Here is a 24,726-nt window from a genome sequence, read left to right on the forward strand (position 1 = left end):
AGCACTGAGGCCCAACTGAACCTTCAGCGAATACTGGATGCCCGCCTTCGCGGGCATGACGGAAACAGAGTGGTAACAGGAGCAATATGATGACCAAAGCGCTCACGGGCGTTCGCATTCTCGACTTCACCCACGTCCAGTCCGGACCGACCTGCACACAGCTGCTCGCCTGGTTCGGCGCCGACGTGATCAAGGTCGAGCGTCCTGGCGTGGGTGACATCACCCGCGGCCAGCTGCAGGACATCCCGAACGTGGACAGCCTGTATTTCACTATGCTCAACCACAACAAGCGCTCGATCACGCTGGACACCAAGAACCCCAAGGGCAAGGAAGTCCTCACCGAGCTGATCAAGAAGTGCGACGTGCTGGTCGAGAACTTCGGCCCCGGCGTGCTCGACCGCATGGGCTTCCCCTGGGAGAAGATCCAGGCGATCAACCCGAAGATGATCGTCGCCTCGATCAAGGGCTTCGGCCCCGGCCCGTACGAAGACTGCAAGGTCTATGAGAACGTCGCGCAGTGCACCGGCGGCGCCGCCTCCACCACCGGCTTCCGCGACGGTCTTCCGCTCGTCACCGGCGCGCAGATCGGCGATTCCGGCACCGGCCTGCACCTGGCGCTCGGCATCGTCACGGCGCTCTACCAGCGCACGCATTCCGGCAAGGGCCAGCGCGTCACCGCCGCCATGCAGGACGGCGTGCTCAACCTCGCTCGCGTCAAGCTGCGCGACCAGCAGCGCCTCGCCCACGGTCCGCTCAAGGAGTACAGCCAGTTCGGCGAAGGCATTCCGTTCGGCGATGCCGTGCCGCGCGCCGGCAACGACTCGGGCGGTGGCCAGCCCGGCCGCATCCTGAAGTGCAAGGGTTTTGAGACCGATCCCAACGCCTACATCTACTTCATCACCCAGGCCCCGGTCTGGGAGAAGATCTGCGACGTGATCGGCGAGCCCTCGTGGAAGACCGATCCGAACTACGCCAAGCCGGCCGCCCGCCTGCCGCGCCTCAACGAGATCTTCGCCCGCATCGAGCAGTGGACGATGACCAAGACCAAGTTCGAGGCGATGGAGATCCTCAACAAGGACGACATCCCCTGCGGTCCGATCCTGTCGATGAAGGAGATCGCCGAGGACCAGTCGCTGCGCGCCACCGGCACCGTGGTCGAGGTCGACCACCCCACCCGCGGCAAGTACATTTCGGTCGGCAACCCGATCAAGCTGTCGGATTCCCCGAGCGACGTCCAGCGCTCCCCGCTGCTCGGCGAGCACACCGACGAGATCCTGCGCTCGGTGCTCGGCTTCAGCGACCACCAGGTCGCCGAGATCCACAAGTCCGGCGCGCTCGACCCGCCGCAGAAGCAGGCCGCCGAGTAAGCGACATCGCATTGAACGAGACGAAAGGGCCGCCCGAAGGGCGGCCCTTTTTGCTTGAGAAGGCCGTGCAGTCAGAGGCACGGACTAAAAAACGGAAAAACAACCCCATGCACAGTAGCCAACCCTTTGGCCTCAAATTCGATTTCTGCTTTAACGAAATCTCCTTTGACACGTCGGGCAAAACAGGGGCATTATGCCATCATCCGAAAAAGCCAATGTCCTGCCGGCACTCGAAACGTCGGGGCATTAGGCCGTGTACTCATAAACCGGTGGCGAAGTCCGCTTAGCGCCAATACCGACCTCTTTTGCGCAACCGCAGCAAATGTCGCGATGGGCCAGTTGCGGAAGTGGACGGGTGCGCTGGCGACATATATTTTGCCGCACAATCTCAATTGGGATTCCTGAGCTGGATTTGCTGACCGATGGTGCGAATTTATGGGGATTTTGACCTAACTAATTTTTGGTACGAGTCTGACTATGCAAGCTGCGAATATGTCGATGGGTTGCCAAACCAGCTTGCTATCAATGCGGTGCAAGAGCGGTTAGGTTACACGTTGCCCGCGGCTTACATTGAACTTTCTTGTCACCAGAATGGGGGGCAGCCGCGGAAGACCTGCATCCGTAGTCCCTCTCGCACAACATGGGCCGAGGACCACGTCGCGATTACCGGCATATATTCAATTGGGAGCCGCAAGAGATGTTCGCTCTGCGGCGAATTCGGCAGCGCCTTTTGGGTGCAAGAGTGGGGCTACCCGCCCATCGGAATCTACTTCGCCGATTGCCCATCTGCTGGCCACGACATGATATGTCTTGATTACCGTAAATGCGGCCCCAATGGTGAGCCGTCGGTCGTCCATGTCGACCAGGAGTGGGATTACCGCATTACATTTCTCGCCGAAAATTTCGAGAGCTTCATCCGTGGGCTCAATTCAGAAGCTGCGTTCGACAATTGAGATTCGGCGCGAAGCAATGCGATATTTTTTGGCCCAATTAACCGACGCGACATACCGTTCCACCCAGAGCCATGACCGAAATGGGTCATTTTCGACGGTTTCAGCGGGTATTGTCGGCAGATTGATGTCCGGTTCTGCCAGTAAGCGTCGGACCGGAGTTGAGCCGGAAGCGTTGCGATTGGTCAGATCCCTGTGATTCAAGCTCCCAAACTGGGGCCCGAATCATGCGCTACGAACTCGCTGATCATGAATGGGTTGCCATCAAGCCCATGCTGCCGAATAAGCCTCATGGCGTTCGTCGGGTGAACGACCGACGTGTCCTCAACGGCATCTTCTGGGTCTTGCGATCCGGGGGCCCCTTGGAGCGATTTGCCGGATCATTTTGGCCCTTACACGACCTGCTACAACCGTTTCGTCCGCTGGCGGCGGGCTGGTGTCTGGGGCCGCATCATCGACGCACTTTCTGTAGCCCACGATGCCGCTGTCCAGATGATCGACATCCGTTGTCCGTGTGCGTCAGCTACCGCGCTCGCAACCAGGTCGAGCGGTTCTTCAACCGAATCAAACAATGTCGTCGGGTGGCGACGCGCTACGACAGGCTATCCGCCAACTACCTCGCTTTCGTTCAACTCGCGTCAATCAGGTTATGGCTGGGTTTCTATGAGTCCGCGTCCCAGCCCCTAGGGATAAATTGCCTTTGCTCAACAGACCCCACGCAGGACCAGCCAGCGTTGAATTGAGATCGCCCCCTTGGAACCGATACGGTGGCCGGCCGTTATACTTTCACCGGCGCGCTCTCAGAAGTGCGAGCACGCCGCCTTCACAGCGAGTGACTGAGCGCCTCGCAAGAGACCTGCCCAACGCTGAAGAATTGGCCGCCTTCTCGTCCGGAGAGGGTGTCGATCCGTATCAGAGCTGTGCGGGAGGCGCCGTCTACCACTCGTCGGGACCACGCTCGTTGATCAAATTGAGGTCGAAATGTTGAGAGATCACTCCTCTGATCGCGCCAGGCGTGAAGCCGACAAGGCGTTCAAGCCTGCCAAAACGCAAAAGCCGATGACTGATTATGCGAAGGACCAGCACACCTTCAATCAGAACCGCGAGCGGTTGAAAGCGGAACGATTGGCCCGCGAGGCCAAGGCGAAAAGCCGCTCCGAATAACAACGGTGCGGACGAGCTTCCAATCGCTACGCACTGAAGGCGCTGGGTCGAAATCGACGTCTCAGCCAACCTAGAGCATCGAGAGCACGACGACCCCGTCTTCGAGCTCCCCCGAAGCGAGCCGCGACCGCGCGATGCGTTCGATTTCCGTTCGGTTCTTGTGAAGATAGCTGAAGGCCTGCTTCTGCGTCAGAAACGTCGTCGCAAGCCGGCACATTTGCCGGCCCGCGCCATGCGCGAGAAAGAAGGTGATCGTGCCGCCGCTATCCGGTTTGATTCTAGGCATCACCCGCACCCCTTGGCATGTGATCGGTCCCCCAGATTTACGTCGGCGCTATCGGAGTTGACTATCGCGGCAGCTTCTTCCTGCCCTTCGCCGGGACGGGCGCCGGCGACGATGCTTGAAGGGTTGCGTCGGCCGCTTCCTTGGCTTCGCGCAGCTCTCGAAGCCGCGCCATGTTCTTGCGAACATCGACGGCCTGCTTTTCGGCATCCGCCATGGCTCGCGCGCCTTCTTCAGCGGCCAAACGCTGACGATCGGAGCGCGCGATGGCTTCGGGCGACGGTTCGGCCGATCTCTTGGCGCTCATTGTTCACCCTTCTCTGCAACGGACAAAACCCGCTCAATCCGGGGATCGAGCGGGTAGCGTGGCCGTTTCAGTACATCCGTGAAACGGCACCGGAGCCTTTAGGCCAGCGAGAGATTCTCTGCGCTGACCTTGCCCCGCATCTTGTCGGTCTTGAGCTCGAAGTTGACCTTTTGGCCCTCGGCGAGACCTGCAAGACCAGCCCGCTCGACCGCGCTGATGTGAACGAACACATCATTGCCGCCGTCATCGGGCTGAATGAATCCAAAGCCCTTTTGGCCGTTGAACCACTTCACAGTACCTGTCGTCATGTTCTTCTCCAAAGCGCGCACGCGCACGTTCCGCGTGATCGTCACGCAGAAAAAATTCAATTCGTCGATGTCTCTGGAAAAGGAGCCCGCAGGCGCATTCAACAAGGCACAGCGGCTGAACGAACAAGTCCAGCGTATACCTCATCTTCCTCATTTGCAAGGCTTGGCCGGGCTTACTTGCCCCGTGGGCTCGGCGGAACGTATTCGCGTCAGAAGATCCAAACCCGAACAGCGACTGACGCGAGGCTAGCTTTGCATTCACAAACGTCGATTGTTGCTAGGGCGAGGACTCATTGGCGCGTACGCGCGGCTTGTTGAGCAGCATCCACTTGATCTCGGTCCATACTCAATCGCTGAGATTGTAGCGCATGGTCAAAGGCTCCGGCTTCGGAGCTTGAATCACGCCTCGGGCAAGCATCAACTCGCAGTGGTCCGTGACGGTGTTTCTGATGCTGTGAATTGTTCCGCTTCGCGTGCAACAGCGAACATGGCCGGGCTTGCCACTGGTTCGACCCGGCCGCGAGTGACTTGGACCGGACCAGTCGGTAAGCCGAATTGTCTGATCTAGCTCAATGATTCTTTTTGGCTTCCCCCGACCGTCGGATATGAAGCCTCAAGCGCACCGCGGAAGCATGAAGCTGCTTGCCTGTTGAGAGTTGAACGTGAAGGCGCCTGCTCACCCCGGCTAGGAGAGCGCGATGAAATCAAAACCGGCAAGCTTCGTCGCAGCAATTCTTCGCCTTGCAGTCAGTGTCGCCACGGCGATTTGCATGGTGCTGTCCTGGCCAACGGACCAAAACGTTCGTGCCGATGAAAAGGTAGTCAAGATCGTCGTGTTCGGAGATGTTCTCAGTTCCGGGTACTATCTCCCGGCGGGACGGAGGTTTCCCGACAGACTTGAGTTTGCATTGAAGGCCAAAGGCCAAATGGTCACGGTCGTCAACGCAAGCGTTAGCAGTGACACAGCGGCAAGGGGTCTTGCCAGATTGAACCGAGCGGTCCCTGACGATACCGATGCAGTGATTTTGGAGTTCGGTGCGATCGACATGCTTTGGGGAACCGAGCCAGACGTTACTCGCACGTCGATCGAAGCAATTCTGCAAAACCTCAGAGCGCGGCATATTGCCGTGCTTCTTTGTGGAGCACGGCCTCATGTCAAATTGGACGATGAACACGGGAAGGCTTTTGCGGCGATCTTCTCGGGACTTGCCAGGGAATATGATGTGCTGTTCTACCCGGCATTCGACGACGCTTTTGCGGACGAACCGCAGCTTAAGGAGATAGGCGACTTTAAGCCAAATTCGGCCGGAACTGAAGCTGTCGTTACACACATGTTGCCAAAAGTCGAGGCGCTGATCGACCAAGCACGTCAAAGACCATTGACCTCAGGCAGCGGCCGATAACTGCACCTACTCATCGCCCGCCGAGCCACTTCCGGAAGTGGTCCTTAGTTGGCCGCTTGGGCAACGTCGGTTGAGGGCAGCCTCTGGACCTGAGCCGACATTGCTCTAGCAGGTCGCTTGCCAGCTGATATGCTATGCATCAGTGCGCTTGCCCGCGCTCCCGGTCATCTTCGCGGTCCGATCGTTAGTTCCGGGGGAGGTCAACATGGGTGACCTTGGTTTACCAGAGACGCGCTACGCTCTCAGCGGCGACATCAACATCGCTTATCAGACGATGGGCACGGGACCTGGCGATATCATCATGGTTCCGGGCCTCGCTTCGCATGTTGAGTTCATGCATGAGCTGCCAGGTTATACTGAATTTCACCGTCGCCTTTCGACGTTCGCCCGCGTCGTCACTTTTGACAAAAGAGGTCAAGGATTATCGGATCGATTATCCGACGCGCCCTCACTTGAGCAGCGGATCGACGACGTCCGCGCCATCATGGATACCATCGGTTCCAAGCGAGCAATACTCTTTGGACATTCCGAAGGTTGCCCAATGAGCGCGCTGTTCGCCGCAACCTACCCCGACCGGGTATCCCACCTGATCCTCTTTGGGGGGTATGCGGTGGCTGCAATGTTGTCGAATGATATGGAGAAGAGAATTGCGGAGCGCCTGAAGTTTTGGGGCACCGGCGAAATGTTAAAAACACTTTCGCCGAGCCGGGCAACGAACCAGAATGCCATAGATCAGTTTGCCAAATATCAGCGATTGGCAGCCAGTCCCGGAGCAATCAAGGCAATCTCGTTCTTGAACGCCAAGATCGATGTCAAAGCGATACTTCCAAGCGTGCAAGCTCCAACGCTTGTGCTTCATCGCAGAGGCGATGCTTCGATCCCCATCGAGCTTGGCCGCGACCTAGCTGCGCAAATACCGAATGCAAAGCTCATCGAATACCCTGGTCAGGATCATTTTCACTTTCATGGCGACGTGGAGGCGTTGCTTGGCGACATCGAGGAGTTTGTCACAGGACATCGCGAGAGCTCATGTGCTGATCTTGACCGCGTGCTGGCCACCGTGTTGTTCACGGATATTGTCGATTCAACGCGCACCGCTGCCGCGATTGGCGATCAGGCATGGGGGAGAATGCTAGACAGTCATGACAAGTTGGCAATTCAAACGGTCCAAAAGTATCGTGGGACTTTGGTCAAGACGACCGGTGATGGAATTGTGGCAACGTTTGATGGACCGGGCCGCGCGGTTCGTTGCGCTTTATCACTGGAAGCGGCCTCAAAGCAAATGGGCTTGCCGTTACGTGCAGGTCTCCATACCGGCGAAATCGAAGTTAGAGGTCGGGATATTGGAGGAATAGCCGTGCACGCCGCAGCTCGCGTCATGGCGCGGTGTCAGGCCAACGAAGTTCTCGTTTCAAGAGTTATCACTGACCTTGTCGCCGGGGCAGGTCTGAAGTTCTCCGAGCGCGGGTCGCACGAGCTCAAGGGCCTCCCGGGTCGATGGGATCTATTTGCTGCGAGCGCATAGTACATGTCTACAAGTGGCCCATAGCGTCGTCTCGCCGCTGTGCAACAGGTACATCGGTTGGGGCATAGCGGACCTCGTAAGCCGTCCGCCCGGCAAATTCACGGTCTAGCCGGCTCTGCCGGTCCGAGAGCATCGACACGACGCGCTATCGCGTGCCTAGCGTACGCCGCCAGCGAGCTGCTCGCGGAAGAACTGCACCACCGTGGCGTTGAACTCGCGGTGAAAGCCTGCCCTGTCAAATCCCGCCGGCACGTCGGTGCAGATGCGGGGGACGGCCACCGCGAGCTCTGCTGAGCACGGCGCGAGGAACGCAAAGTGTCCGGCCGGCACGACGTGGATGTCGGGCTTGCCCGGTAGGCCGTCCGCGACACGCGCCGTGCCCGAACCGTCGCCGACGCCGGGGCCGCCGAACTGCGAGCGCCAGAACTGGAACGGCACCTTGACGACGGCGAGGTTCTCCCGCGTCAGGACGCCCGGCGCAGGATCGACGATCACAGCGGTGCGGATACGCACGTCTTGCACTGGGTCAGGCGGCGTCTCGCCATTGTGAAGCTGTGCGCAAGCGCCGGTCGTTTCCTTGCAGAAGCTGGCGACCCTCGCGAAATCCGGCCTGGTCCCCATCAGCACGAGGCCGGTAGAGCCGCCGAGCGAGAAGCCGAAGAAGCCGGCTTTGGCCGGATCGATCGCCGCCCTGTCCTTCCAGTCGCGCAGCAGAAAATCGAGTAGGCGTACCATGTCCGCGGGACGCGATCCCCAGACGGACAGCGTGTCGCGCCGCGAGGAGTCGCTATAGGTGTCGCCGGGATGGTTGATGGCTGCGACGACGAAGCCGGCATCGGCCAGCGCCCTCCGCGGTGTCGTGATGCTGGCCGAACCAGCCGCCGCGGCCGTGCGAGAAGATCACCAGCGGGAGCTTCGCCCCCGTGACGGGACAATCCTTCACGCCCTTCAGGTCGAAATCAGCACCGACCGAAAGCCTGCCCAGCGCTACGTGCGTCGGCTCTGCTGCGCACGGATACCAGATCGCGCCTGCGAGTGCGGGATCGGACTCGAGAAGCTGAATGCCCGCGGCCTGCGCAGGCGAGCCAAGACAGCACAGAACGACGGCGAAAGCCCAAAGCATGCTGCGCAACGGAAGTGCCCCTGATTTCGCGCAGGAGTTGAATGAGGAACGATAGCGGAATTGTGGCCTTGCTCGCCGGGCGTGGACACCTTGCCGCCCACGTCGGCGTTGAGGCAAGGTGCCCGAAAAAAGGGAGGTGAGCATGTCACTGCTCGGCAAGGCCGCCGTCGCGATGTGGTGGAGCGTACGTCCGGAGCAGCGCGCGGAGTTCGGCGACTGGCACGCGCATGAGCACTTTCCGGAGCGGATGAGTATTCCCGGCTTCCGGCGCGGTTCTCGCTGGACCAGCACCGCGGACGCCGAAGGCTTCTTCGTGCTGTACGAGCTGGCGCAATATGAGGTGCTCACGTCGAAGGGATATCTCGACCGCCTCAATGCGCCGACGCCATGGTCGGCCAGGATGATGCCGCATCATCTCGGCATGGTGCGCAGCCAGTGCCGGGTCGCCGCCAGCTTCGGCAGTGGCGTCGCGATCTCGCTCGCCACCATCAGGCTGTCGCCGGAGACCGGACGGGACGCGGAGTTGCAGACGCAGCTCTCGGAGATCCTCGGCGCATTGGCGCAGAAGCCTGGACTGACAGGCGCGCATCTCCTCCTGACCGATACGCCCCGGACGAGCGCGCCCACGACCGAACAACAGATCCGCGGCAGGGATGGCGCCGCCGACTGGATCGTCCTGCTGTCAGGTTACGATGCTGATGTGGTCGAGGGTGTGATTGCCGGCCAGCTCTCGACGTCATCGCTTCACGCGGCGGGCGCCCGCGAAGCTTCGACGATCGGCCGCTACAGGCTGGCGTTCACGATGACGCCACAGGATGTCGCAGCCGTCTAAAGCACGATGAGATTGGGATGAATCGTCATCGCGCTTGAGGTTGTTGTTTGAGCATGATCTCCGCGCAATCCGCGGTTGTCGCGAGGGAAAACCGCTGCGCACTCTTCCGGATCATGCTTTGGCAACTCGCCCAGAGAGGCCGGCAACAAAAAATTCGAGATGCCGTGTCGGATCGGCAGCTTCCCGGTCGTCCTCGTGACATGAATGGGCCATAGACGCTGGCGTCGGGCCCATCAATCACCGAGGATAATCACATGCCCAGCACGATCCGCCTGCACCGCGTTCTCGCCACCAGCCCGGAGAAAGTCTATCGCGCCTTCCTGGAGGCCGATGCGCTGGCGAAATGGCTTCCGCCGAACGGCTTTACCTGCACCGTGCATCATTCCGAGCCGAAGGTCGGCGGCACGTTCAAGATGTCGTTCCGGAACTTCACGACGGGCAACAGCCATTCGTTCGGCGGCGAATATCTCGAGCTCGTCCCGGGCGAACGTCTCCGCTACACCGACAAGTTCGACGATCCCAATCTGCCAGGCCTGATCGAGGTGACCGTGATCCTGAAGAAGGTCTCGGTCGGCACCGAGGTCGACATCACGCAGGCCGGCATCCCCGACGTCATCCCGCCGGAGGCCTGCTATCTCGGCTGGCAGGAATCGCTGCGGAATCTGGCGAAGCTCGTCGAGCCGGAGATCAATCAATAGCCTAAAGCAGGATCACACCATCAGATGTGATCCGCGTGAAAGGGAGCATCCGCGGGTCGATCGGTTCGATCGTATGCGCGGATCTACCCGCATCGTCATTGCGAGCCACCGGGTCCGCGCGAAGCGCGGCCCCGGTGGCTCGCAATGACGGAGAATCAGGAACTGTCCGAGATGACAACTCAGTTCGAGCCCGTAGAGGCCTGCACAGCCCAATCGAATTGCGGGAGCCAGCGAGGCAGATACGACTGATCCTGAACGTCTGTTACGCGCCCTTCTGCTCGCGCCCGCCGCCTGCGGTCCAGCGGTCGGGATCGGGACTGTGTCCGATCAGCGCGAGCCCATAGGCGATCGACTCGAACTGGTCGCCCGACATCAGCCGCTCGTTGCCGAACCGTTCGGCGAACAGTTTTCGGACGGCGGGCACGAAGGAGGTGCCGCCGGTCAGGAACACCTTCTCCACCTCGCGCGCGGGGATGCCGGCCTCGCCCATCACCTTGTCGACGGTGGCGCCCAGCCGGGCGATGTCGTCGGCGATCCAGGCTTCGAAATTCTTCCGCGTGATTGTCGAGCCGATATCGACCCCGCCGCCCTTGAAGCGGAACTCCACCTGGTCCTGCGCCGACAGCGCCACCTTGGCGTCGGACACCGCGCGGTATAGCGAGAACCCGAGGTCGAGATCGACGATGGTGATGAAATCCTCCAGCAGCTCCGGCTTCAGCGCGGTGCGCGCAAGCTCGCGAAGCTCACGCAGGTCGCCGTTGCTCTTCATCATCGCCAGCTGATGCCAGCGCGCGAGATTGGTGTAATGGCCACTGGGGACCGGCAGCACCTTGTCGAACGAGCGGAAGCTGGAGCCCTTGCCGAGCCGCGGCGAGACGACGTGGTCGACGATGCGATAGTCGAAGGTGTCGCCGGCGATGCCGATGCCGGCGTGGCCGAGCGGCTCGGCGCGAAGGCTGCCGCCTGAGCGGGAGAAGCGCATCACGGAGAAATCGCTGGTGCCGCCGCCGAAATCCGCGACCAGCACGGTCGCATCGCGCTCCAACCGGCGGGCGAAGGAGAACGCCGCGCCCACGGGCTCATAGACATAGCGGGCGTGGCCGGCGCCGAGGCGCTCGAACGCGGCCCGGTAGCGCTGCATCGCCAGCGCCTCGTCGGGATTGCCACCGGCGAAACGCACGGGCCGGCCGACCGTGATGTTGGCCGCCTCGAAGCCGAATTTGTCGCCGCCATGGCGCGCCAGCGTCCGCAGGAACGCCGCCAGAATGTCCTCGAACTTGTAGCGCTGCCGGAACACCTGGGTGGTGTTGAAGCTGCTGCTCGCTGCAAACGTCTTGAACGACTGGAGGAAGCGGTAGACATGGCGCCCCTCGAGAAACTGCTCGATCGCCCACGGGCCGCCCTCGGCCTGCGCGCCGGCGCCCGGCCGGTCCTCCCAGAAGCACAGGGCCGACACATAGACGCTGTGGCGCTGACCGCCGTGGTCGAAGCGGATGGCCTCGACCCGGCGGTCGTCCGCCGCGAGGGCCACTACCGTATTGCTGGTCCCAAAATCGATGCCGATCGAGACGGCGGGCGGGGCGCTCGACATGAAGCACTCTGACAGTTTGATTGGAAAAGGGGGCGGACCACTAGCGGCTTTGCATGGCCGTGCCAAGGCCCCGTCCGTTGCAGTGCGGCGGGAAATTGGCGCCTGTCGTTGCACGATCCGCTTCGGGCCGGACAATTTGCCCCGCTTTTCGCGCCTTTGGCGCTGGAAGGGGCCTCCGTCCGCAAGGTCCCGGCAACTTTATGTCCGAAAACACCCCCGTTTACTCGGCATTATGCTGCAATGCGAGAGTTTGCATGCTGCTATGCAAACAAGCGGATGGACAGTGGCATCTGGTATACATAGATTGCCCTCGAAATGAGACAGCAATACTGACTGTCTCGAGAAAGGGATTTCCGATGTCCAAGACCGCTTCCGTCGCTCTCGCCCCCTCCTCCTCGCTGTTCGCCCGCCTGATGGCCGCGATCGACAGCTTTCTGATGGCGAGCGCCGAGATCTCGAATCACAACGGCGACCTGCCGCGTTTCGGCCTGTAAGAAAGCCTTGTCCGCCCGGCCGACCGGGCCGGCTGGCAATCCCGCAGACTTCAGGTTTGAGCAAATGGCCCCGCATGTCGGGGCCATTTTCTTTTGCGGCCTCGCCGCGTTCGCGAAAACGACTGCGACGATTGGTCCGGACCCAGCCCTGCCGATCCGATTGTTTGTCTACTGGCATCTCGCATACCATCGGGCAAACAAGAAGGATTGCACAACCAAAGGTGTAAGGCGGGGATGCGTAACGTAGGGCGCGAGCGGTTGAGGGCAAGACATGCTTTGCCGCGGTTCCCTTGGTGGAGCCTTAGCCCAAAGGAGCGGATGCCCCGCCTTGTCCCCGCTCATAGAATTTCGATTGGCAGGACACTGCACTGGGTGATCGCCCTCCAAGAAGGCTGACCCCAGTCATGTGAATCAGGATGGGCTGACGCAACCGGCAAAGAACGGTGTGTTCAAGGACTCGACAGGGAGAGAAGCAATGAAGCCATTCGTTCTGAAGGCCGCCTTGGCGGCCGTCGCGGCGTTGTGCGCCAGCAGCACCGCAAGCCGTGCTGCCTGGGAGCCGGTTCGTCCGGTCGAATTCATCGTGCCGGCGGGCACCGGCGGCGGCGCCGACCAGATGGCCCGCACCATCCAGGGCATCGTCACCAAGCACAATCTCATGAAGCAGCCGCTGGTCGTCATCAACAAGGCGGGCGGTGCAGGTGGCGAAGGCTTCCTCGACGTGAAGACGTCGTCGGGCAATCCGCACAAGATCATCATCACGCTCTCGAACCTGTTCACGACGCCGCTGGCGACGGGGATTCCGTTCAACTGGAAGGACCTCACTCCCGTCGCGATGCTGGCGCTCGATGAATTCGTGCTCTGGGTGAACGCCGAGAAGCCGTACAACACCGTCAAGGACTACGTCGACGCCGCGAAAAAGGCACCGAGCGGGTCATTCAAGATGGGCGGCACCGGCTCCAAGCAGGAAGACCAGATCATCACGGTCGGCATCGAGAAGGCGATCGATGCAAAGTTCACCTACATCCCCTACAAGGGCGGCGGCGAAGTCGCCGTTCAGCTCGTCGGCAATCACGTCGATTCGACCGTCAACAATCCGATCGAGGCGGTCGCGCAATGGCGCGGCGGCAAGCTCCGCCCGCTCTGCGTCTTCGACGCCCAGCCGATGGCCTATGACGAGCCGATCGCCGACGGCAAGGCCTGGAAGGATATTCCGACCTGCAAGTCGCAGGGCCTCGCGATGGAATATCTCATGCTGCGCGGCATCTTCATGTCGCCCAAAGCCACGAAGGATCAGATCGAATACTACGTCGAGCTGTTCAAGAAGGTCCGCGCCACGCCGGAATGGCAGGATTTCATGAAGAGCGGCGCCTTCAACACGACCTTCCTGGCTGGCGCCGACTACGCCAAGTGGGTCGAGGCCGAAGAGAAGCGCCACGAAGGCTTGATGAAGGATGCCGGCTTCCTCGCATCGGGGAATAATTGAACCGCGACATCGACGGCGGCTGAGGACGCTGGTCGTCCTCTCGCCTGCCGCGAAAGACTGCGATTCCACCTGGAGGGCCCATGACTGAACAATCCGGATCCGAATCTGGGCCGGCACACAAGACGCTGGAAATCGGCATGGCGCTGTTGATCGGCGCCTTCGGCCTGGTCGTGATCTTCGGCAGCCTGAAGGCCGGCATCAACTGGGGCGCGGAGGGCCCGCGTGCCGGCTTCTTCCCCTTCTATGTCGGCGCCGCCATCGTCGGCGCTAGCGCCATCAATCTCTGGAGCGCGCAGCGCGGCGACGATGGCCGGCTGTTCGCATCATGGGGACAGCTTCGCCAAGTCATGAGCGTCGTCGTGCCCACCGCGATCTATGTCGGCTCGATGCCGTTCATCGGCCTCTACGTCGCATCGATGGTGTTCATCGCCTGGTTCATGCGCTGGCTCGGCGGCTATCGCTGGCTGACGGTGATCGCAGTGGCGGTCGGCATGCCGGTCCTGACCTATCTCGTTTTCGAGCGCTGGTTCCTGGTCCCGCTTCCCAAGGGGCCGTTCGAGGAATGGCTCGGCCTGTAAGAACCCGCGCACTTATCCAATTTCTGCTGCAGGACGTATTGATATGGAAGAGTTGGCCAATCTGTTTCACGGCTTCGCGGTCGCCCTGCAGCCCTACAATATCATGCTGATGATCATCGGCATCACGCTCGGGGTCATCATCGGCGTGCTGCCGGGGCTCGGTGGCGCCAACGGCGTGGCGATCCTGCTTCCGCTCACTTTCAGCATGCCGCCGACCTCGGCGATCATCATGCTGTCCTGCATCTATTGGGGCGCCTTGTTCGGCGGTGCCATCACCTCGATCCTGTTCAACATACCCGGCGAGCCCTGGTCGGTGGCGACCACCTTCGACGGCTATCCGATGGCGCAACAGGGCAAACCCGGCGAAGCGCTGACGGCGGCCTTCACCTCCTCCTTCGTGGGCGCGCTGTTTGCCGTCATCATGATCACGCTGGTTGCGCCCCTGGTCGCCGGCTTTGCGCTGCGATTTGGTCCGGCGGAGAAGTTCGCGGTGTACTTCCTCGCCTTCTGCAGCTTCGTTGGCCTCAGCAAGGAGCCGCCGTTCAAGACCATCGCGGCGATGATGATGGGCTTTGCCCTCGCGGCGGTTGGCCTCGATTCGATCACGGGACAGTTGCGGCTGACCTTCGGCGTCACGGAGCTGCTCAATGGATTCGACTTCCTGATCGCCGTGATCGGCCTGTTCGGCATCGGCGAGATCCTGCTGACCATGGAGGAAGGGCTGGCCTTCCGCGGCGGCAACGCGACCATCAACCTTCGGGTGGTGCTACAGACATGGCGGGAATTGCCCGCCTATTGGATGACCTCGCTGCGCTCCTGCCTGATCGGGTGCTGGATGGGCGTCACGCCCGCTGGTGCGACGCCGGCATCCTTCATGAGCTACGGCATCGCCAAGCGTCTGGCGCGACGCGGCAACAATTTCGGCAAGGGCGAGATCGAAGGCGTGATCGCGCCGGAGACGGCCGCACATGCCGCGGGCACCTCGGCGCTGCTGCCGATGCTGTCGCTCGGCGTGCCCGGCTCCCCGACCGCCGCCGTCCTGCTCGGCGGATTGTTGATCTGGGGCCTGCAGCCCGGCCCCATGCTGTTCGTCGAGCAGAAGGAATTCGTCTGGGGCCTGATCGCCTCGATGTATCTCGGCAATCTCGCCGGCCTCATTGTCGTGCTCACCTGCGTGCCGATCTTCGCGGCGATCCTCCGCGTGCCCTTCGGCATCATCGCGCCGCTCATCCTGGTGCTCTGCGCGATCGGCGCCTATTCGGTGCACAACAGCACCTTCGACGTGATGCTGATGCTGGTGTTCGGCGTGCTCGGCTATCTCCTGAAGAAGTGCAACTATCCGCTCGCACCGCTGGTGCTCGCCATCGTGCTCGGCGACAAGGCGGAGGAAGCCTTCCGCCAATCGCTGCTGGGATCGCACGGATCGCTCGGGGTGTTCTTCTCCAACGGCCTCGTCAGCACGATCATGGCGCTCGGCCTGGTCGCCCTGTTCTGGTCCGCGATCCAGGAAGGCTACAGCCGGCTGCGCACGTCGATGGCGTGAGGCCGCGTAATCCCCACCGCTACCGTACCAAACTGTCGCAGGCTGGACTTCTGGAATAAAGAATTCCAGGAATTTGCGGTCACGGCCGACCGCGCGCCGGCGTGCGCGAACAGCGCATGAGTGGGAAACTTCCGAGCCTACGCTTTTCCTTGAAGCGCGTTTGCGGCTCCGCCGACTACGTAAAATATCTCGTTAAATCAGTTACTTGAACGAGAGATGCCCCTCTTGATGCGGCACGCCGGCAGCAATTCGGGCTTTACAATCCGACTGCCATGGCGCATGTGAACAAGCCCGCGATATTTCGCCGCACCCTCAGTCCCTCGCTTGAATCTTGGCATAATGAATACCAGGATGCGGGACAGCGCACGCATAAAAATGATCGGCGCCTTCGGGAGGGTTTTTATGACAGACATGGTGCAATCAACAGCGGCCCCAAGTGTCGGCCGCGTAAGCGATGCTTATCGCTGGACGCAGTTGGCAGTGGGCGTCGCCGCGATGGTGATGATTGCCAATTACCAATACGGCTGGACGTTCTTCGTCCCCGACATCCAGAAGAAGTTCGGCTGGGATCGCGCGTCGATCCAGTGGGCGTTTACTCTCTTTGTTTTGTTCGAGACCTGGCTGGTGCCGGTCGAAGGCTGGTTCGTCGACAAATACGGTCCGCGCATCGTCGTGCTGGTCGGCGGCGTGCTCTGCGCCATCGGCTGGGCGATCAACGCGCAGGCGACCTCGCTCAACGGCTACTATCTCGGCATGATCATCGCGGGCATCGGCGCCGGCGGCGTCTACGGCACCTGCGTCGGCAACGCGCTGAAATGGTTTCCGGACAAGCGCGGTCTTGCCGCAGGCATCACCGCCGCGGGCTTCGGTGCAGGCTCGGCCTTAACCGTCGCGCCGATCCAGGCCATGATCAAGGACAGCGGTTTCCAGACCACCTTCCTCTATTTCGGCCTGGGCCAGGGCATCATCATCTGCATCCTCGCCTTCTTCCTGCTCGCGCCGAAAGCGGGCCAGGTGCCGAACGTGGTGGCGAATGCCGCGCTGGTCCAGTCCCGGCGCAACTATCAGCCGACCGAGGTGCTGCGTCAGCCGATCTTCTGGCTGATGTACTTCATGTTCGTGATCGTCGGCGCCGGCGGCCTGATGGTGACGGCGAACCTGAAGCCGATCGCGGCCGACTGGAAGGTCGACAACGTGCCGGTCACGCTGATGGCGGTGACGATGACGGCGGTCACCTTCGCAGCGACGATCGACCGCGTGCTCAACGGCCTGACTCGTCCGTTCTTCGGCTGGATCTCCGACATGATCGGCCGCGAGAACACGATGTTCATCGCGTTCGGCATGGAAGGGTTCGGCATCTGGATGCTCTACCTCTGGGGCCACGATCCGGTCTGGTTCGTGCTGCTCTCGGGCTTCGTGTTCTTCGCCTGGGGTGAGATCTACTCGCTGTTCCCCTCGACCTGCACCGACACGTTCGGCGCCAAGTTCGCGACCACCAATGCCGGCCTGCTCTACACCGCAAAGGGCACCGCCGCGCTGCTGGTGCCGGTCGCCAACTACATGCAGCAGTCGTCCGGCACCTGGGACAGCGTGTTCATCATTGCCGCCGGCGCCAACATCCTGGCTTCGCTGCTGGCGATCCTGTTGCTGAAACCCTGGCGCAAGGTCGTCGTCGCGAAGTCGACTGTCTGACGCGCTTCACCACGGCTTACACAAACGGACGCCCGGCCTCACGGCCGGGCGTTTTCGTTTTGCCCGAAGCTCACGGCACGTCCGGAGCTGCCGAGGGACCACGCATTTTCTTGATCACCGAGCCGAGTTAGGGCTTGCATTCTGGAATATGGTATACCAAGTTTCCCATTGTGCCTGCGACGATAAGACACAACATTTGCGACATCAGGTCATCTTGGCAGCCGGTGTTGCGACCAATCAGGCGCGTTGGGAGGTTTTTGATGATTTCCAGCACGGACGGCGCCGTCACGGCCGCGCCTCTTCGCACCGGGTTCCGCTGGCTCCAGCTCGTCATGGGCATCGTCTGCATGGCGATGATCGCCAATCTGCAATATGGCTGGACGCTGTTCGTCGATCCGATCGACGCCGCCCACCATTGGGGGCGCGCCGCGATCCAGCTCGCTTTCACCATCTTCGTCGTCACCGAGACGTGGCTGGTGCCGGTCGAGGCCTGGTTCGTCGACAAATACGGCCCGCGCATCGTCGTCATGTTCGGCGGCGTGATGATCGCGCTGTCGTGGGTGCTCAACTCCTACGCCGATAGCCTCACCCTGCTCTACGCAGCCGCGGTCGTCGGCGGCATGGGCGCAGGCGCAGTGTACGGCACCTGCGTCGGCAACGCGCTGAAATGGTTTCCCGACCGTCGCGGCCTCGCCGCCGGCGCGACCGCCGCAGGCTTCGGTGCGGGCGCCGCGCTCACCATCGTGCCGATCGCGAGCATGATCGTTTCGAGCGGCTATGAGCACGCGTTCCTCACCTTCGGCATCGGCCAGGGCCTGATCGTGTTCGTGCTCGCCTTCTTCATCCAGCCGCCGCGGGTCTCGATCCCGCCGAGGAAGAAGCAGCTCAACCTGCCGCAGACCAAGATCGACTTCACCCCGCCGCAGGTGCTGCGCACCCCTGTTTTCTGGGTGATGTACCTCGTCTTCGTCATGGTCGCCTCCGGCGGCCTGATGACCGCGGCGCAGATCGCCCCGATCGCGCACGACTTCAAGATCGCCGACACGCCGGTCACGCTCGCCGGCTTCCAGATGGCGGCATTGACCTTCGCGATCTCGCTCGACCGCATCTTCGACGGTTTCGGACGTCCCTTCTTCGGCTGGGTCTCCGACACGATCGGCCGCGAGCCCACCATGTTCATCGCCTTCGGCACCGCCGCCGTGATGCTGTTGACGCTGTCGGCCTATGGCCATGTGCCCGTCGTCTTCGTGCTCGCGACCGCGGTCTATTTCGGCGTGTTCGGCGAGATCTACTCGCTGTTCCCCGCGACCTGCGGCGACACCTTCGGCTCGAAGTTCGCGACCACCAACAACGGCATGCTGTACACGGCGAAGGGCACGGCCTCCCTGCTCGTCCCGCTCGCGAGCGTGATCTCGACCGCCTATGGCTGGAAGGCCGTGTTCGTGGTGGCGGTGGCGCTGAACGCGACGGCGGCGCTGATGGCACTGTTCGTGATCAAGCCGCTGCGCCGCTCCTTCATACTCGGCAAGGAAGCCGAGAGCACGAGCACCGCGACAGGCAGCGCCAAGACCGAGACGGCGTAAGCCTTCACAAGTCATCACATCAATTGAAAGGGGCGCAGCGATGCGCCCCTTTTCTTTTTGCCGCGTGCAAACGTCAGCATCACTGTCGCAAGATTTTTCGGATCAGCCAAATCCAGTGCTTGACGATTGGCATTATGTATACCACACTTCTCCTGTCATTCACCCAGGGAGGTTGCAATGCTGGTCGGAGACATTCTGCGCAAGAAGACGCCGCGCGTTGTTACGGTGCGAATGAACGAAACGGTGGGTATCGCCGCCAAGCTGATGCGCGCCAACAACATCAGCGCGCTGGTGGTGAAGGATGTGGTCCGCTCGGAAGGCAACACCGCGGTCGGCATGTTCACCGAGCGCGACGTGGTGCGCGCCGTCGCCGAGCACGGCGCCAATGCCGTCAACGTCAAGGTCTCGCAGCTGGTCTCAGTGCAGCAGCTCGTCTCTTGCACCTCGAGCGATACGATCGAGCACGTCCGCCATCTGATGAACCGACATCATATCCGGCACCTGCCGGTGATCGACGAGTACAGCCTCGTCTCCGTCATCAGCATGCGCGACATCGCCGCTGCCGTTGACGAGGCCACCAACTCGACGCCGCAAGCGGCCTAAAGCGACACACACTTCCCCTGCGACTGCCGGCCCCGGCTCGGATCCTTCCGAGCCGGACCGGATCTTTCGTCCCAAAAACCGGCTTCTGCCCCCTCGCGAGGATTTCATGAAGATCTGCATCTACGGCGCCGGCGCGATCGGCGGATATCTCGGGGTTCAGCTCGCGCGCGCTGGCGCCGATGTCAGCCTGGTCGCACGCGGCGCACATCTTGCCGCGATGCGCGAGCGCGGCCTGACGCTGCTCGCGGGCGAGGAGACGCACACCGTGCATCCGCGCTGCACCGACGATCCCACTGAACTCGGCGTGCAGGACTACATCATCATCACGCTGAAGGCGCATTCGATCACCGGCGTGATCGAGAAGATGCAGCCGCTGCTCGGGCCCCACACCCGCATCGTCACCGCCGTCAACGGCATTCCCTATTGGTATTTCTACAAGCACGGCGGCGATTACGAGAATTCGACGCTGGAGAGCATCGACCCCGGCGGACGGCAGTGGCGCGAAATCGGCGCCGAGCGCGCGATCGGCTGCATCGTCTATCCCGCCACCGAGATCGAGGCGCCCGGCGTGATCCGCCACGTCTACGGCAACAATTTTCCGCTCGGCGAGCCCTCCGGCGAGATCACATCGGACGTGCAGCGCCTCGCCGACCTGTTCGTCGCAGCCGGCTTGAAAGCGCCGGTGCTCGACCGCATCCGCGACGAGATCTGGCTCAAGCTGTGGGGCAATGTCTGCTTCAACCCGATCAGCGCGCTGACCCATGCAACGCTCGACGTGATCTGCACCGATCCGTCCACGCGGGCGTTGTCGCGCGCGATCATGATGGAGACGCAGGCGATCGCCGAGACCTTCGGCGTCAAATTCCGCGTCGACGTCGAGCGCCGCATCGAGGGCGCCCGCAAGGTCGGCGCGCACAAGACCTCGATGCTGCAGGATCTCGAGCGCGGCCGTCCCATGGAGATCGACCCGCTCGTCACCGTGGTGCAGGAGATGGGCCGCCTCACCGGCATTCCAACGCCCGCGCTCGACTCGGTGCTGGCGATGGTGACCCAGCGCGCCCGCATCGCGGGCCTCTATGACGGCGTCTCGACGCCGGCCGATCCTCGCGCACTGGCGGTGGCGTGATGTCGGCCGAGATGAAGAAATGGCTGCGTTTCCGCCACGCCGGTACGACCGGTTTCGGCACGCTGACATCGTCAGGCATCAGCGTGCATGAGGGCGAGATGTTCGGCCGCCACGCAGCCACCGGCAAGACGCTGGCACTGTCGGAGGTCGAGCTGCTCGCCCCCTGCGTGCCCAGCAAGATCGTCGCGCTCTGGAACAACTTTCACGCACTCGCGGCCAAGCTGAACCAGCCCGAGCCGCCGGAGCCGCTCTATCTGCTGAAGGCCACCACCAGCATCACGACGCCCGGCGCCGTGATCCGCCGTCCTTCTTATTACGACGGCAAGACCACCTATGAAGGCGAGCTCGGCATCGTCATCGGCAAGACCTGCGCCCGCGTTTCGCCGGCCGAGGCCGACAGATTCATCTTCGGTTACACCTGCGTCAACGACATCACCGCCAACGACATCCTGACCAGCGACCCTACCTTCCCGCAATGGGCCCGCGCCAAAGGCATTGACGATTACGGCCCGTTCGGCCCCGTGGTCGCGACCGGCCTCGACCCGGCGAAACTCGTGGTCCGCACCATCCTCAATGGCGCGGAGCGGCAGAACTATCCGATCTCGGACATGATCTTCACCGCGCAGGAGCTGGTCAGCAAAATCTCCCACGACATGACCCTGCTCCCCGGCGACCTCATCGCCGTCGGCACATCGGTCGGTGTCGGCGTGATGAAGGAGCCGGTGAATACGGTCACCGTCGCGATCGACGGCATCGGCGAGCTCACCAACGAGTTTCGGCTGTAGCCTCTCCGCCCTTCCCAGGCACAACTCCATCGTGAGCCCGCAATGAGGGCTCGCCCACCATTTGCGCCGCAGTGCGGCAAAATTGATCCGGCGCAAATCGGCCGTCGTGGCCGCCGCTATTCTTCCCGGCAACAGATCGATTTCTGATGCAAGGGAGGACGCCATGACGAACGCCGGCAATGCATTCTTGTGGACGGCTCTGTACTTCGCTCTCTCGTTCGCTGCGATCTTCGTGGTCTGGTTCGCTGACAAGATGCGCACGAACTTCCTCGGGAAATGATAGCCCGAGGCGCGCCGGTCCGCGTCGACGCCTGCTGATGCCTCCGTCCAAAAGGGGCCCATGCAGCACGCCCGCGCGTTGCCTTGGCCAGCGCCTGCTGCCCCGATGGATTCCGGGCTTGGCGCTACGCGCCGCCCGGAATGACCGGCGACTGCGCCTCAATTCGGGAAAACCCGGCAACCTCGGCGCCCTCCTCCACCAATCGGCCGACGCAACCAGTCGTGGATCGCGCGACTGGAAACACCCTGCACGCCTGCTCGCCCCTTGATCTCGGTTCCTCTCTCCAATAGCAACTATGGCGATTTTGTGCCGGCGTGAGGTATTCACGATGTGGCTGTTTTTCCTGGTTGCCTGGTTCGTCCTGCTGGCCGTCATCGCGATCTTTGTCCAGCAGGTGTTTGGTTATGACGTCGCCCACCTGCCCGCCTGGTTCGTGGGCCTGTCCATGCCGCAGCGCATCGCCATCGGCGCGATGCCAACGGTTGGGCTCGCCCTGATCGGCGCTTCGACCTGGCGGCTCTCGCGCCAGGACCGCCGCCTGAACACGCTGCGCGACCGCCTCAGGAAGACCCGCGAGGACGTCGTCGTCGCCCACGCCCTGCAAAACCACCTCGACGCCACCGTCCAGCACCTGATCGAGAGCGATCCCCGGGAGGCCATCTCCGCCCTCCACGACAAGCTGGGCGAGACCGAGCAGCGCGCCCTGCTTCAGCAGGGCCGCAACGAATCCACCGACATGCACGACCAGCTCGCCGATATCCGCCGCCGCCAGCAGCACCTGCGCGAGATGGTCGGCAAGGTCGCCGAGCAGCGCCGCGCCGTCGAGCCTGTTTTCACCGAGATCCGCGACCGGCAGAACCAGCTCGAGCGGTCCCTGCACGACCTCGAGACCGACGATCGCAAGAACAACCTCGCCGACCGGCTCAAGGACATCGCGCGGGACGTCTCGACGCTGCTGGGCCGGGTCAACGCGGTGCAAGACACCTTTGCGGCCTTGAACCAGTACAAGGACGATCTGGCGAAGTCCCACGCCGAGCTCGCGCCGCTACGCTCGGCGGATGCCGGCATCAACGCCCTGATCGGCGAGCTCAGCCTCAGTCACGACCGGCTTGCCAAGAGCATCGACGAGCTCGATACCGGCGGCGAAGCGCCGCTCGGCACCCGTGTCGAAACGCTGTCGAAAAACAAGATCGAGATCGAGCAGCGCCTTGCCCGCATCGACGACAGTTTCAACATCCTCAAGGCGATCAGGCTCGACTTCGAGGAGCTCGGCCAGCGCCAGGCCCAGCTCGAACGCTCGCTCGCCGATGTCGAGACCGATCCCGACGGCAAGAGCCTCACCGAGCGCCAGAACGCCCTGAACGATTTCGTCATCCAGTCGCGCCAGCGGCTCGGCGCGTTGCAGGAGACGCTGGCGACGCTGAACGCCTTCAAGTCGGAGCTGTCGAAGTCGCAGGCCGACCTCGTTCCGCTGAAGGCGCCGGTGTTCGGCATCGAGGCGATGATCGCGGAGGTCGGCACCACCCGCGACCTCCTCGCCAGGACTGTCGGCGAGATCGAGGCGAGCGGCGGCGTCACCCTCGTCTCGCGCGTGGACGCGCTCGCCAAAAGCAAACGCGAGGTCGAGGATCGCCTTGCCCGCATCTTCGACAATTTCAACGCGCTCGATGCCATGCGCAAGGACATCGGCGGCATCTTCTCGACGATCCGCAACAGCTTGAACCGGATCGGGTAAGTGCGCCGAGCCTCGTAACCTGTAGCCCGGATGAGCGAAGCGATATCCGGGACGGACGCCTCTGCGAGCATCCCCGGATATCGCTTCGCTCATCCGGGCTACGACACCGCCGACCGCGCAGCGAAACATCCAGACACATCACATCTCCACGCGCCCGACATATGCCGCCAACATGTCCCGTGCGCGCCGCAACTTGGACGTATTCCGACGCCCTTCTGTGAGGCGTGTCTGGGGGCACGGCCCTGCCGTGTGTGGACCAAACCTTCTAGGGGTATGACTGTGAAGAAGATTGTATTTGCTCTGGGTGCTACGCTTGCTCTGGTGACGGCTGCGAACGCTGCGGATCTGCCGCGCCGTCAGCCCGTGCCGGTCTATCCGGCCGAGCAGGCGCAGATCGGCAAGATGCCGATTGGCAAGAGCCCGGTTGGAAAGGCCCCCATCGGCAAGGCGCCGGGCCCGGTCGCGGCGCGCTACTGACGCGCAACACGATACGCATCTGCGTAAGCGGCCGACAATCGAGGGGGCATCGCGTGACGTACAAAGCTGATCGATCGGGATCCTGCATCCTCGCGGGACTTGCCCTCGCGGCCATGATTGCGTGCACGATGCCATCGGTCTCGGCCCACGAAGCGAACAAGCGCGTTGCCGATGCCAATGCGCTTGCCTCGACCGACACCGCCTCGCGACCGGCGCCGCAGGCGACGCGGCGCCCCGTCGCGCGCGCGGAGAAGGGTCCCTACTACGTGGATTTCCGGGCGCGAACGGCCGCGAGCTGGGGCCACGCCTTCGTCTGGTACGGCAAGACCAGCGAACGCGCCGTCGAGGTCGCGGGGCTCACACCGGCCGGCGACACGCTTGCCTACGTGCTCGGTCACCTCACCTGGGTGCCGTCCGAGACCGGCGCGAGCTACGGCGATCTCGATCCGGAATATCTGACCGCGAGCTACCGCGTCTATCTGAACGAGGCCGACGCCAAGCGCGTGTTCGCCTACATCAAGAAATTGCAGGCGAACTCGCCGGTCTGGAACGCCGAGACCACCAACTGCACCGGCTTCATCGGCGACATCGCCGAGTTCATGGGCTTGCAGGTCCCCAACCGCTGGCAGCGCCCGGAAAACTTCGTCAACCGCCTCAAGGAAATGAACGGCGGCCGCCAGATGGTGCGGCTGTCGGCAGAGTAGCTCCACCGTCATTGCGAGCGTAGCGAAGCAATCCAGAGTCCCTGCGCGGAGACGAACTGGATTGCTTTGTCACGCTCGCAATGCCGATG

25 protein-coding genes and 1 pseudogene are annotated in these 24,726 nt (G+C 62.3%); 21 read left to right on the forward strand and 5 right to left on the reverse strand.

The annotated features are described in order from the left end of the window. Positions 1–89 precede the first annotated feature (89 nt). From frc to GPL20_RS32550, 4 genes and pseudogenes are all read left to right on the forward strand, one after another. Entirely contained in the window at positions 90–1,367 is a 1,278-nt protein-coding gene (frc, locus tag GPL20_RS32535) for a formyl-CoA transferase (protein WP_157335623.1), read from the forward strand. 422 nt (positions 1,368–1,789) lie between these two features. After that, positions 1,790–2,320, forward strand: a complete 531-nt coding sequence (locus tag GPL20_RS32540) for an SMI1/KNR4 family protein (protein ID WP_157335624.1) — start codon at positions 1,790–1,792, stop codon at positions 2,318–2,320. Between the two features lie 224 nt (positions 2,321–2,544). Further along, positions 2,545–2,991, forward strand: a pseudogene (locus tag GPL20_RS32545) (transposase); the annotation flags it as partial. A 307-nt stretch (positions 2,992–3,298) separates the two neighbouring features. After that, a complete protein-coding gene (locus GPL20_RS32550; protein ID WP_157335625.1) occupies positions 3,299–3,481 on the forward strand; it encodes a hypothetical protein in 183 nt (60 codons plus the stop codon). 70 nt (positions 3,482–3,551) lie between these two features. Here the strand turns inward: GPL20_RS32550 and GPL20_RS32555 are convergent, their stop codons facing one another. The 3 genes from GPL20_RS32555 to GPL20_RS32565 form a co-directional block, all read right to left on the reverse strand. Next, the gene (locus tag GPL20_RS32555; protein WP_157335627.1) at positions 3,552–3,767 is read right to left on the reverse strand and encodes a hypothetical protein; all 216 of its coding nucleotides are present in this window, start codon (positions 3,765–3,767) and stop codon (positions 3,552–3,554) included. 61 nt (positions 3,768–3,828) lie between these two features. After that, complete coding sequence (locus GPL20_RS32560) at positions 3,829–4,071, reverse strand: transcriptional regulator (RefSeq protein ID WP_157335630.1); 243 nt, start codon at positions 4,069–4,071, stop codon at positions 3,829–3,831. Between the two features lie 98 nt (positions 4,072–4,169). Then, a complete protein-coding gene (locus tag GPL20_RS32565; protein ID WP_157335633.1) occupies positions 4,170–4,379 on the reverse strand; it encodes a cold-shock protein in 210 nt (69 codons plus the stop codon). Here GPL20_RS32565 and GPL20_RS32570 point away from each other — a divergent pair. The 3 genes from GPL20_RS32570 to GPL20_RS32580 all read left to right on the forward strand — a co-directional run bounded on the left by GPL20_RS32570 (position 4,378) and on the right by GPL20_RS32580 (position 7,307). Continuing rightward, the gene (locus GPL20_RS32570) at positions 4,378–4,629 is read left to right on the forward strand and encodes a hypothetical protein (protein WP_157335636.1); all 252 of its coding nucleotides are present in this window, start codon (positions 4,378–4,380) and stop codon (positions 4,627–4,629) included. The two genes, GPL20_RS32565 and GPL20_RS32570, sit on opposite strands and share 2 nt — an antisense overlap. 448 nt (positions 4,630–5,077) lie before the next feature. Next, positions 5,078–5,782, forward strand: coding sequence for a GDSL-type esterase/lipase family protein (locus GPL20_RS32575; protein ID WP_157335639.1), 705 nt, complete (start codon positions 5,078–5,080; stop codon positions 5,780–5,782). Between the two features lie 205 nt (positions 5,783–5,987). Further along, positions 5,988–7,307: an adenylate/guanylate cyclase domain-containing protein gene (locus GPL20_RS32580; RefSeq protein WP_157335642.1), complete on the forward strand. Its 1,320-nt coding sequence runs from the start codon at positions 5,988–5,990 to the stop codon at positions 7,305–7,307. 156 nt (positions 7,308–7,463) lie between these two features. Here GPL20_RS32580 and GPL20_RS40195 read toward each other — a convergent pair whose 3' ends face one another. After that, positions 7,464–8,042, reverse strand: a complete 579-nt coding sequence (locus GPL20_RS40195; protein ID WP_309143223.1) for an alpha/beta hydrolase family protein — start codon at positions 8,040–8,042, stop codon at positions 7,464–7,466. Between the two features lie 530 nt (positions 8,043–8,572). Here GPL20_RS40195 and GPL20_RS32590 point away from each other — a divergent pair. Next, the gene (locus tag GPL20_RS32590; RefSeq protein WP_157335645.1) at positions 8,573–9,262 is read left to right on the forward strand and encodes a hypothetical protein; all 690 of its coding nucleotides are present in this window, start codon (positions 8,573–8,575) and stop codon (positions 9,260–9,262) included. A 254-nt stretch (positions 9,263–9,516) separates the two neighbouring features. Further along, positions 9,517–9,960: an SRPBCC family protein gene (locus tag GPL20_RS32595; RefSeq protein ID WP_157335647.1), complete on the forward strand. Its 444-nt coding sequence runs from the start codon at positions 9,517–9,519 to the stop codon at positions 9,958–9,960. 262 nt (positions 9,961–10,222) lie between these two features. On the opposite strand, the gene GPL20_RS32600 is transcribed toward GPL20_RS32595, so the two are convergent. Next, entirely contained in the window at positions 10,223–11,551 is a 1,329-nt protein-coding gene (locus GPL20_RS32600) for an Hsp70 family protein (RefSeq protein ID WP_157335657.1), read from the reverse strand. Positions 11,552–11,907: 356 nt separating this feature from the next. On the opposite strand from GPL20_RS32600, the gene GPL20_RS39080 reads away from it, so the two are divergent. From GPL20_RS39080 to GPL20_RS32655, 12 genes are all read left to right on the forward strand, one after another. Beyond that, positions 11,908–12,045, forward strand: a complete 138-nt coding sequence (locus GPL20_RS39080) for a hypothetical protein (RefSeq protein WP_167406555.1) — start codon at positions 11,908–11,910, stop codon at positions 12,043–12,045. 475 nt (positions 12,046–12,520) lie between these two features. Then, positions 12,521–13,531 (forward strand): Bug family tripartite tricarboxylate transporter substrate binding protein, encoded by a 1,011-nt coding sequence (locus tag GPL20_RS32605; RefSeq protein ID WP_157335659.1) that lies wholly within the window; start codon positions 12,521–12,523, stop codon positions 13,529–13,531. A gap of 80 nt (positions 13,532–13,611) precedes the next feature. Next, a complete protein-coding gene (locus GPL20_RS32610) occupies positions 13,612–14,109 on the forward strand; it encodes a tripartite tricarboxylate transporter TctB family protein (RefSeq protein WP_157335661.1) in 498 nt (165 codons plus the stop codon). Between the two features lie 43 nt (positions 14,110–14,152). Beyond that, positions 14,153–15,652 carry a tripartite tricarboxylate transporter permease gene (locus GPL20_RS32615; RefSeq protein ID WP_157335663.1) on the forward strand — a complete coding sequence of 500 codons (1,500 nt, stop codon included), beginning with the start codon at positions 14,153–14,155 and terminating at the stop codon, positions 15,650–15,652. 402 nt (positions 15,653–16,054) lie between these two features. Then, positions 16,055–17,344, forward strand: a complete 1,290-nt coding sequence (gene oxlT, locus GPL20_RS32620) for an oxalate/formate MFS antiporter (protein WP_157335665.1) — start codon at positions 16,055–16,057, stop codon at positions 17,342–17,344. A 260-nt stretch (positions 17,345–17,604) separates the two neighbouring features. Further along, positions 17,605–18,927: an oxalate/formate MFS antiporter gene (gene oxlT / locus GPL20_RS32625; protein WP_157335667.1), complete on the forward strand. Its 1,323-nt coding sequence runs from the start codon at positions 17,605–17,607 to the stop codon at positions 18,925–18,927. Positions 18,928–19,104: 177 nt separating this feature from the next. Next, entirely contained in the window at positions 19,105–19,530 is a 426-nt protein-coding gene (locus GPL20_RS32630; RefSeq protein ID WP_157335675.1) for a CBS domain-containing protein, read from the forward strand. Positions 19,531–19,636: 106 nt separating this feature from the next. Continuing rightward, positions 19,637–20,656: a 2-dehydropantoate 2-reductase gene (locus GPL20_RS32635; RefSeq protein WP_157335677.1), complete on the forward strand. Its 1,020-nt coding sequence runs from the start codon at positions 19,637–19,639 to the stop codon at positions 20,654–20,656. Next, on the forward strand, positions 20,656–21,441 hold the full coding sequence (locus GPL20_RS32640; protein WP_157335679.1) for a fumarylacetoacetate hydrolase family protein: 786 nt from the start codon (positions 20,656–20,658) through the stop codon (positions 21,439–21,441). The genes GPL20_RS32635 and GPL20_RS32640 overlap by 1 nt, the downstream gene beginning before the upstream one ends. Positions 21,442–22,049: 608 nt before the next feature. Then, positions 22,050–23,456, forward strand: coding sequence for a hypothetical protein (locus GPL20_RS32645; protein WP_167533314.1), 1,407 nt, complete (start codon positions 22,050–22,052; stop codon positions 23,454–23,456). A gap of 273 nt (positions 23,457–23,729) precedes the next feature. Next, positions 23,730–23,933, forward strand: coding sequence for a hypothetical protein (locus GPL20_RS32650; protein WP_157335681.1), 204 nt, complete (start codon positions 23,730–23,732; stop codon positions 23,931–23,933). Positions 23,934–23,986: 53 nt separating this feature from the next. After that, positions 23,987–24,637: a hypothetical protein gene (locus GPL20_RS32655; RefSeq protein ID WP_254125520.1), complete on the forward strand. Its 651-nt coding sequence runs from the start codon at positions 23,987–23,989 to the stop codon at positions 24,635–24,637. The last annotated feature ends 89 nt before the right edge of the window (positions 24,638–24,726 follow it).

It is taken from the genome of Bradyrhizobium cajani (genome assembly GCF_009759665.1).
GTDB classification, from domain to species: Bacteria; Pseudomonadota; Alphaproteobacteria; order Rhizobiales; family Xanthobacteraceae; genus Bradyrhizobium; species Bradyrhizobium cajani.

Excerpts from the sequence above, each read along its gene's own strand:
- GPL20_RS32560 (WP_157335630.1), bottom strand. The coding sequence starts at position 4,071 with ATGAGCGCCAAGAGATCGGCCGAACCGTCGCCCGAAGCCATCGCGCGC.
- GPL20_RS32600 (WP_157335657.1), bottom strand. The coding sequence starts at position 11,551 with ATGTCGAGCGCCCCGCCCGCCGTCTCGATCGGCATCGATTTTGGGACC.
- GPL20_RS32570 (WP_157335636.1), top strand. The coding sequence starts at position 4,378 with ATGTTCTTCTCCAAAGCGCGCACGCGCACGTTCCGCGTGATCGTCACG.
- oxlT (WP_157335665.1), top strand. The coding sequence starts at position 16,055 with ATGACAGACATGGTGCAATCAACAGCGGCCCCAAGTGTCGGCCGCGTA.
- GPL20_RS32580 (WP_157335642.1), top strand. The coding sequence starts at position 5,988 with ATGGGTGACCTTGGTTTACCAGAGACGCGCTACGCTCTCAGCGGCGAC.
- GPL20_RS32640 (WP_157335679.1), top strand. The coding sequence starts at position 20,656 with ATGTCGGCCGAGATGAAGAAATGGCTGCGTTTCCGCCACGCCGGTACG.
- GPL20_RS32645 (WP_167533314.1), top strand. The coding sequence starts at position 22,050 with ATGTGGCTGTTTTTCCTGGTTGCCTGGTTCGTCCTGCTGGCCGTCATC.
- GPL20_RS32555 (WP_157335627.1), bottom strand. The coding sequence starts at position 3,767 with ATGCCTAGAATCAAACCGGATAGCGGCGGCACGATCACCTTCTTTCTC.
- GPL20_RS32550 (WP_157335625.1), top strand. The coding sequence starts at position 3,299 with ATGTTGAGAGATCACTCCTCTGATCGCGCCAGGCGTGAAGCCGACAAG.
- GPL20_RS32605 (WP_157335659.1), top strand. The coding sequence starts at position 12,521 with ATGAAGCCATTCGTTCTGAAGGCCGCCTTGGCGGCCGTCGCGGCGTTG.
- GPL20_RS32615 (WP_157335663.1), top strand. The coding sequence starts at position 14,153 with ATGGAAGAGTTGGCCAATCTGTTTCACGGCTTCGCGGTCGCCCTGCAG.
- GPL20_RS32590 (WP_157335645.1), top strand. The coding sequence starts at position 8,573 with ATGTCACTGCTCGGCAAGGCCGCCGTCGCGATGTGGTGGAGCGTACGT.
- oxlT (WP_157335667.1), top strand. The coding sequence starts at position 17,605 with ATGATTTCCAGCACGGACGGCGCCGTCACGGCCGCGCCTCTTCGCACC.
- GPL20_RS32565 (WP_157335633.1), bottom strand. The coding sequence starts at position 4,379 with ATGACGACAGGTACTGTGAAGTGGTTCAACGGCCAAAAGGGCTTTGGA.
- GPL20_RS32575 (WP_157335639.1), top strand. The coding sequence starts at position 5,078 with ATGAAATCAAAACCGGCAAGCTTCGTCGCAGCAATTCTTCGCCTTGCA.
- frc (WP_157335623.1), top strand. The coding sequence starts at position 90 with ATGACCAAAGCGCTCACGGGCGTTCGCATTCTCGACTTCACCCACGTC.
- GPL20_RS32595 (WP_157335647.1), top strand. The coding sequence starts at position 9,517 with ATGCCCAGCACGATCCGCCTGCACCGCGTTCTCGCCACCAGCCCGGAG.
- GPL20_RS32635 (WP_157335677.1), top strand. The coding sequence starts at position 19,637 with ATGAAGATCTGCATCTACGGCGCCGGCGCGATCGGCGGATATCTCGGG.
- GPL20_RS32650 (WP_157335681.1), top strand. The coding sequence starts at position 23,730 with ATGACTGTGAAGAAGATTGTATTTGCTCTGGGTGCTACGCTTGCTCTG.
- GPL20_RS40195 (WP_309143223.1), bottom strand. The coding sequence starts at position 8,042 with ATGGTACGCCTACTCGATTTTCTGCTGCGCGACTGGAAGGACAGGGCG.
- GPL20_RS32610 (WP_157335661.1), top strand. The coding sequence starts at position 13,612 with ATGACTGAACAATCCGGATCCGAATCTGGGCCGGCACACAAGACGCTG.
- GPL20_RS39080 (WP_167406555.1), top strand. The coding sequence starts at position 11,908 with ATGTCCAAGACCGCTTCCGTCGCTCTCGCCCCCTCCTCCTCGCTGTTC.
- GPL20_RS32540 (WP_157335624.1), top strand. The coding sequence starts at position 1,790 with ATGGTGCGAATTTATGGGGATTTTGACCTAACTAATTTTTGGTACGAG.
- GPL20_RS32630 (WP_157335675.1), top strand. The coding sequence starts at position 19,105 with ATGCTGGTCGGAGACATTCTGCGCAAGAAGACGCCGCGCGTTGTTACG.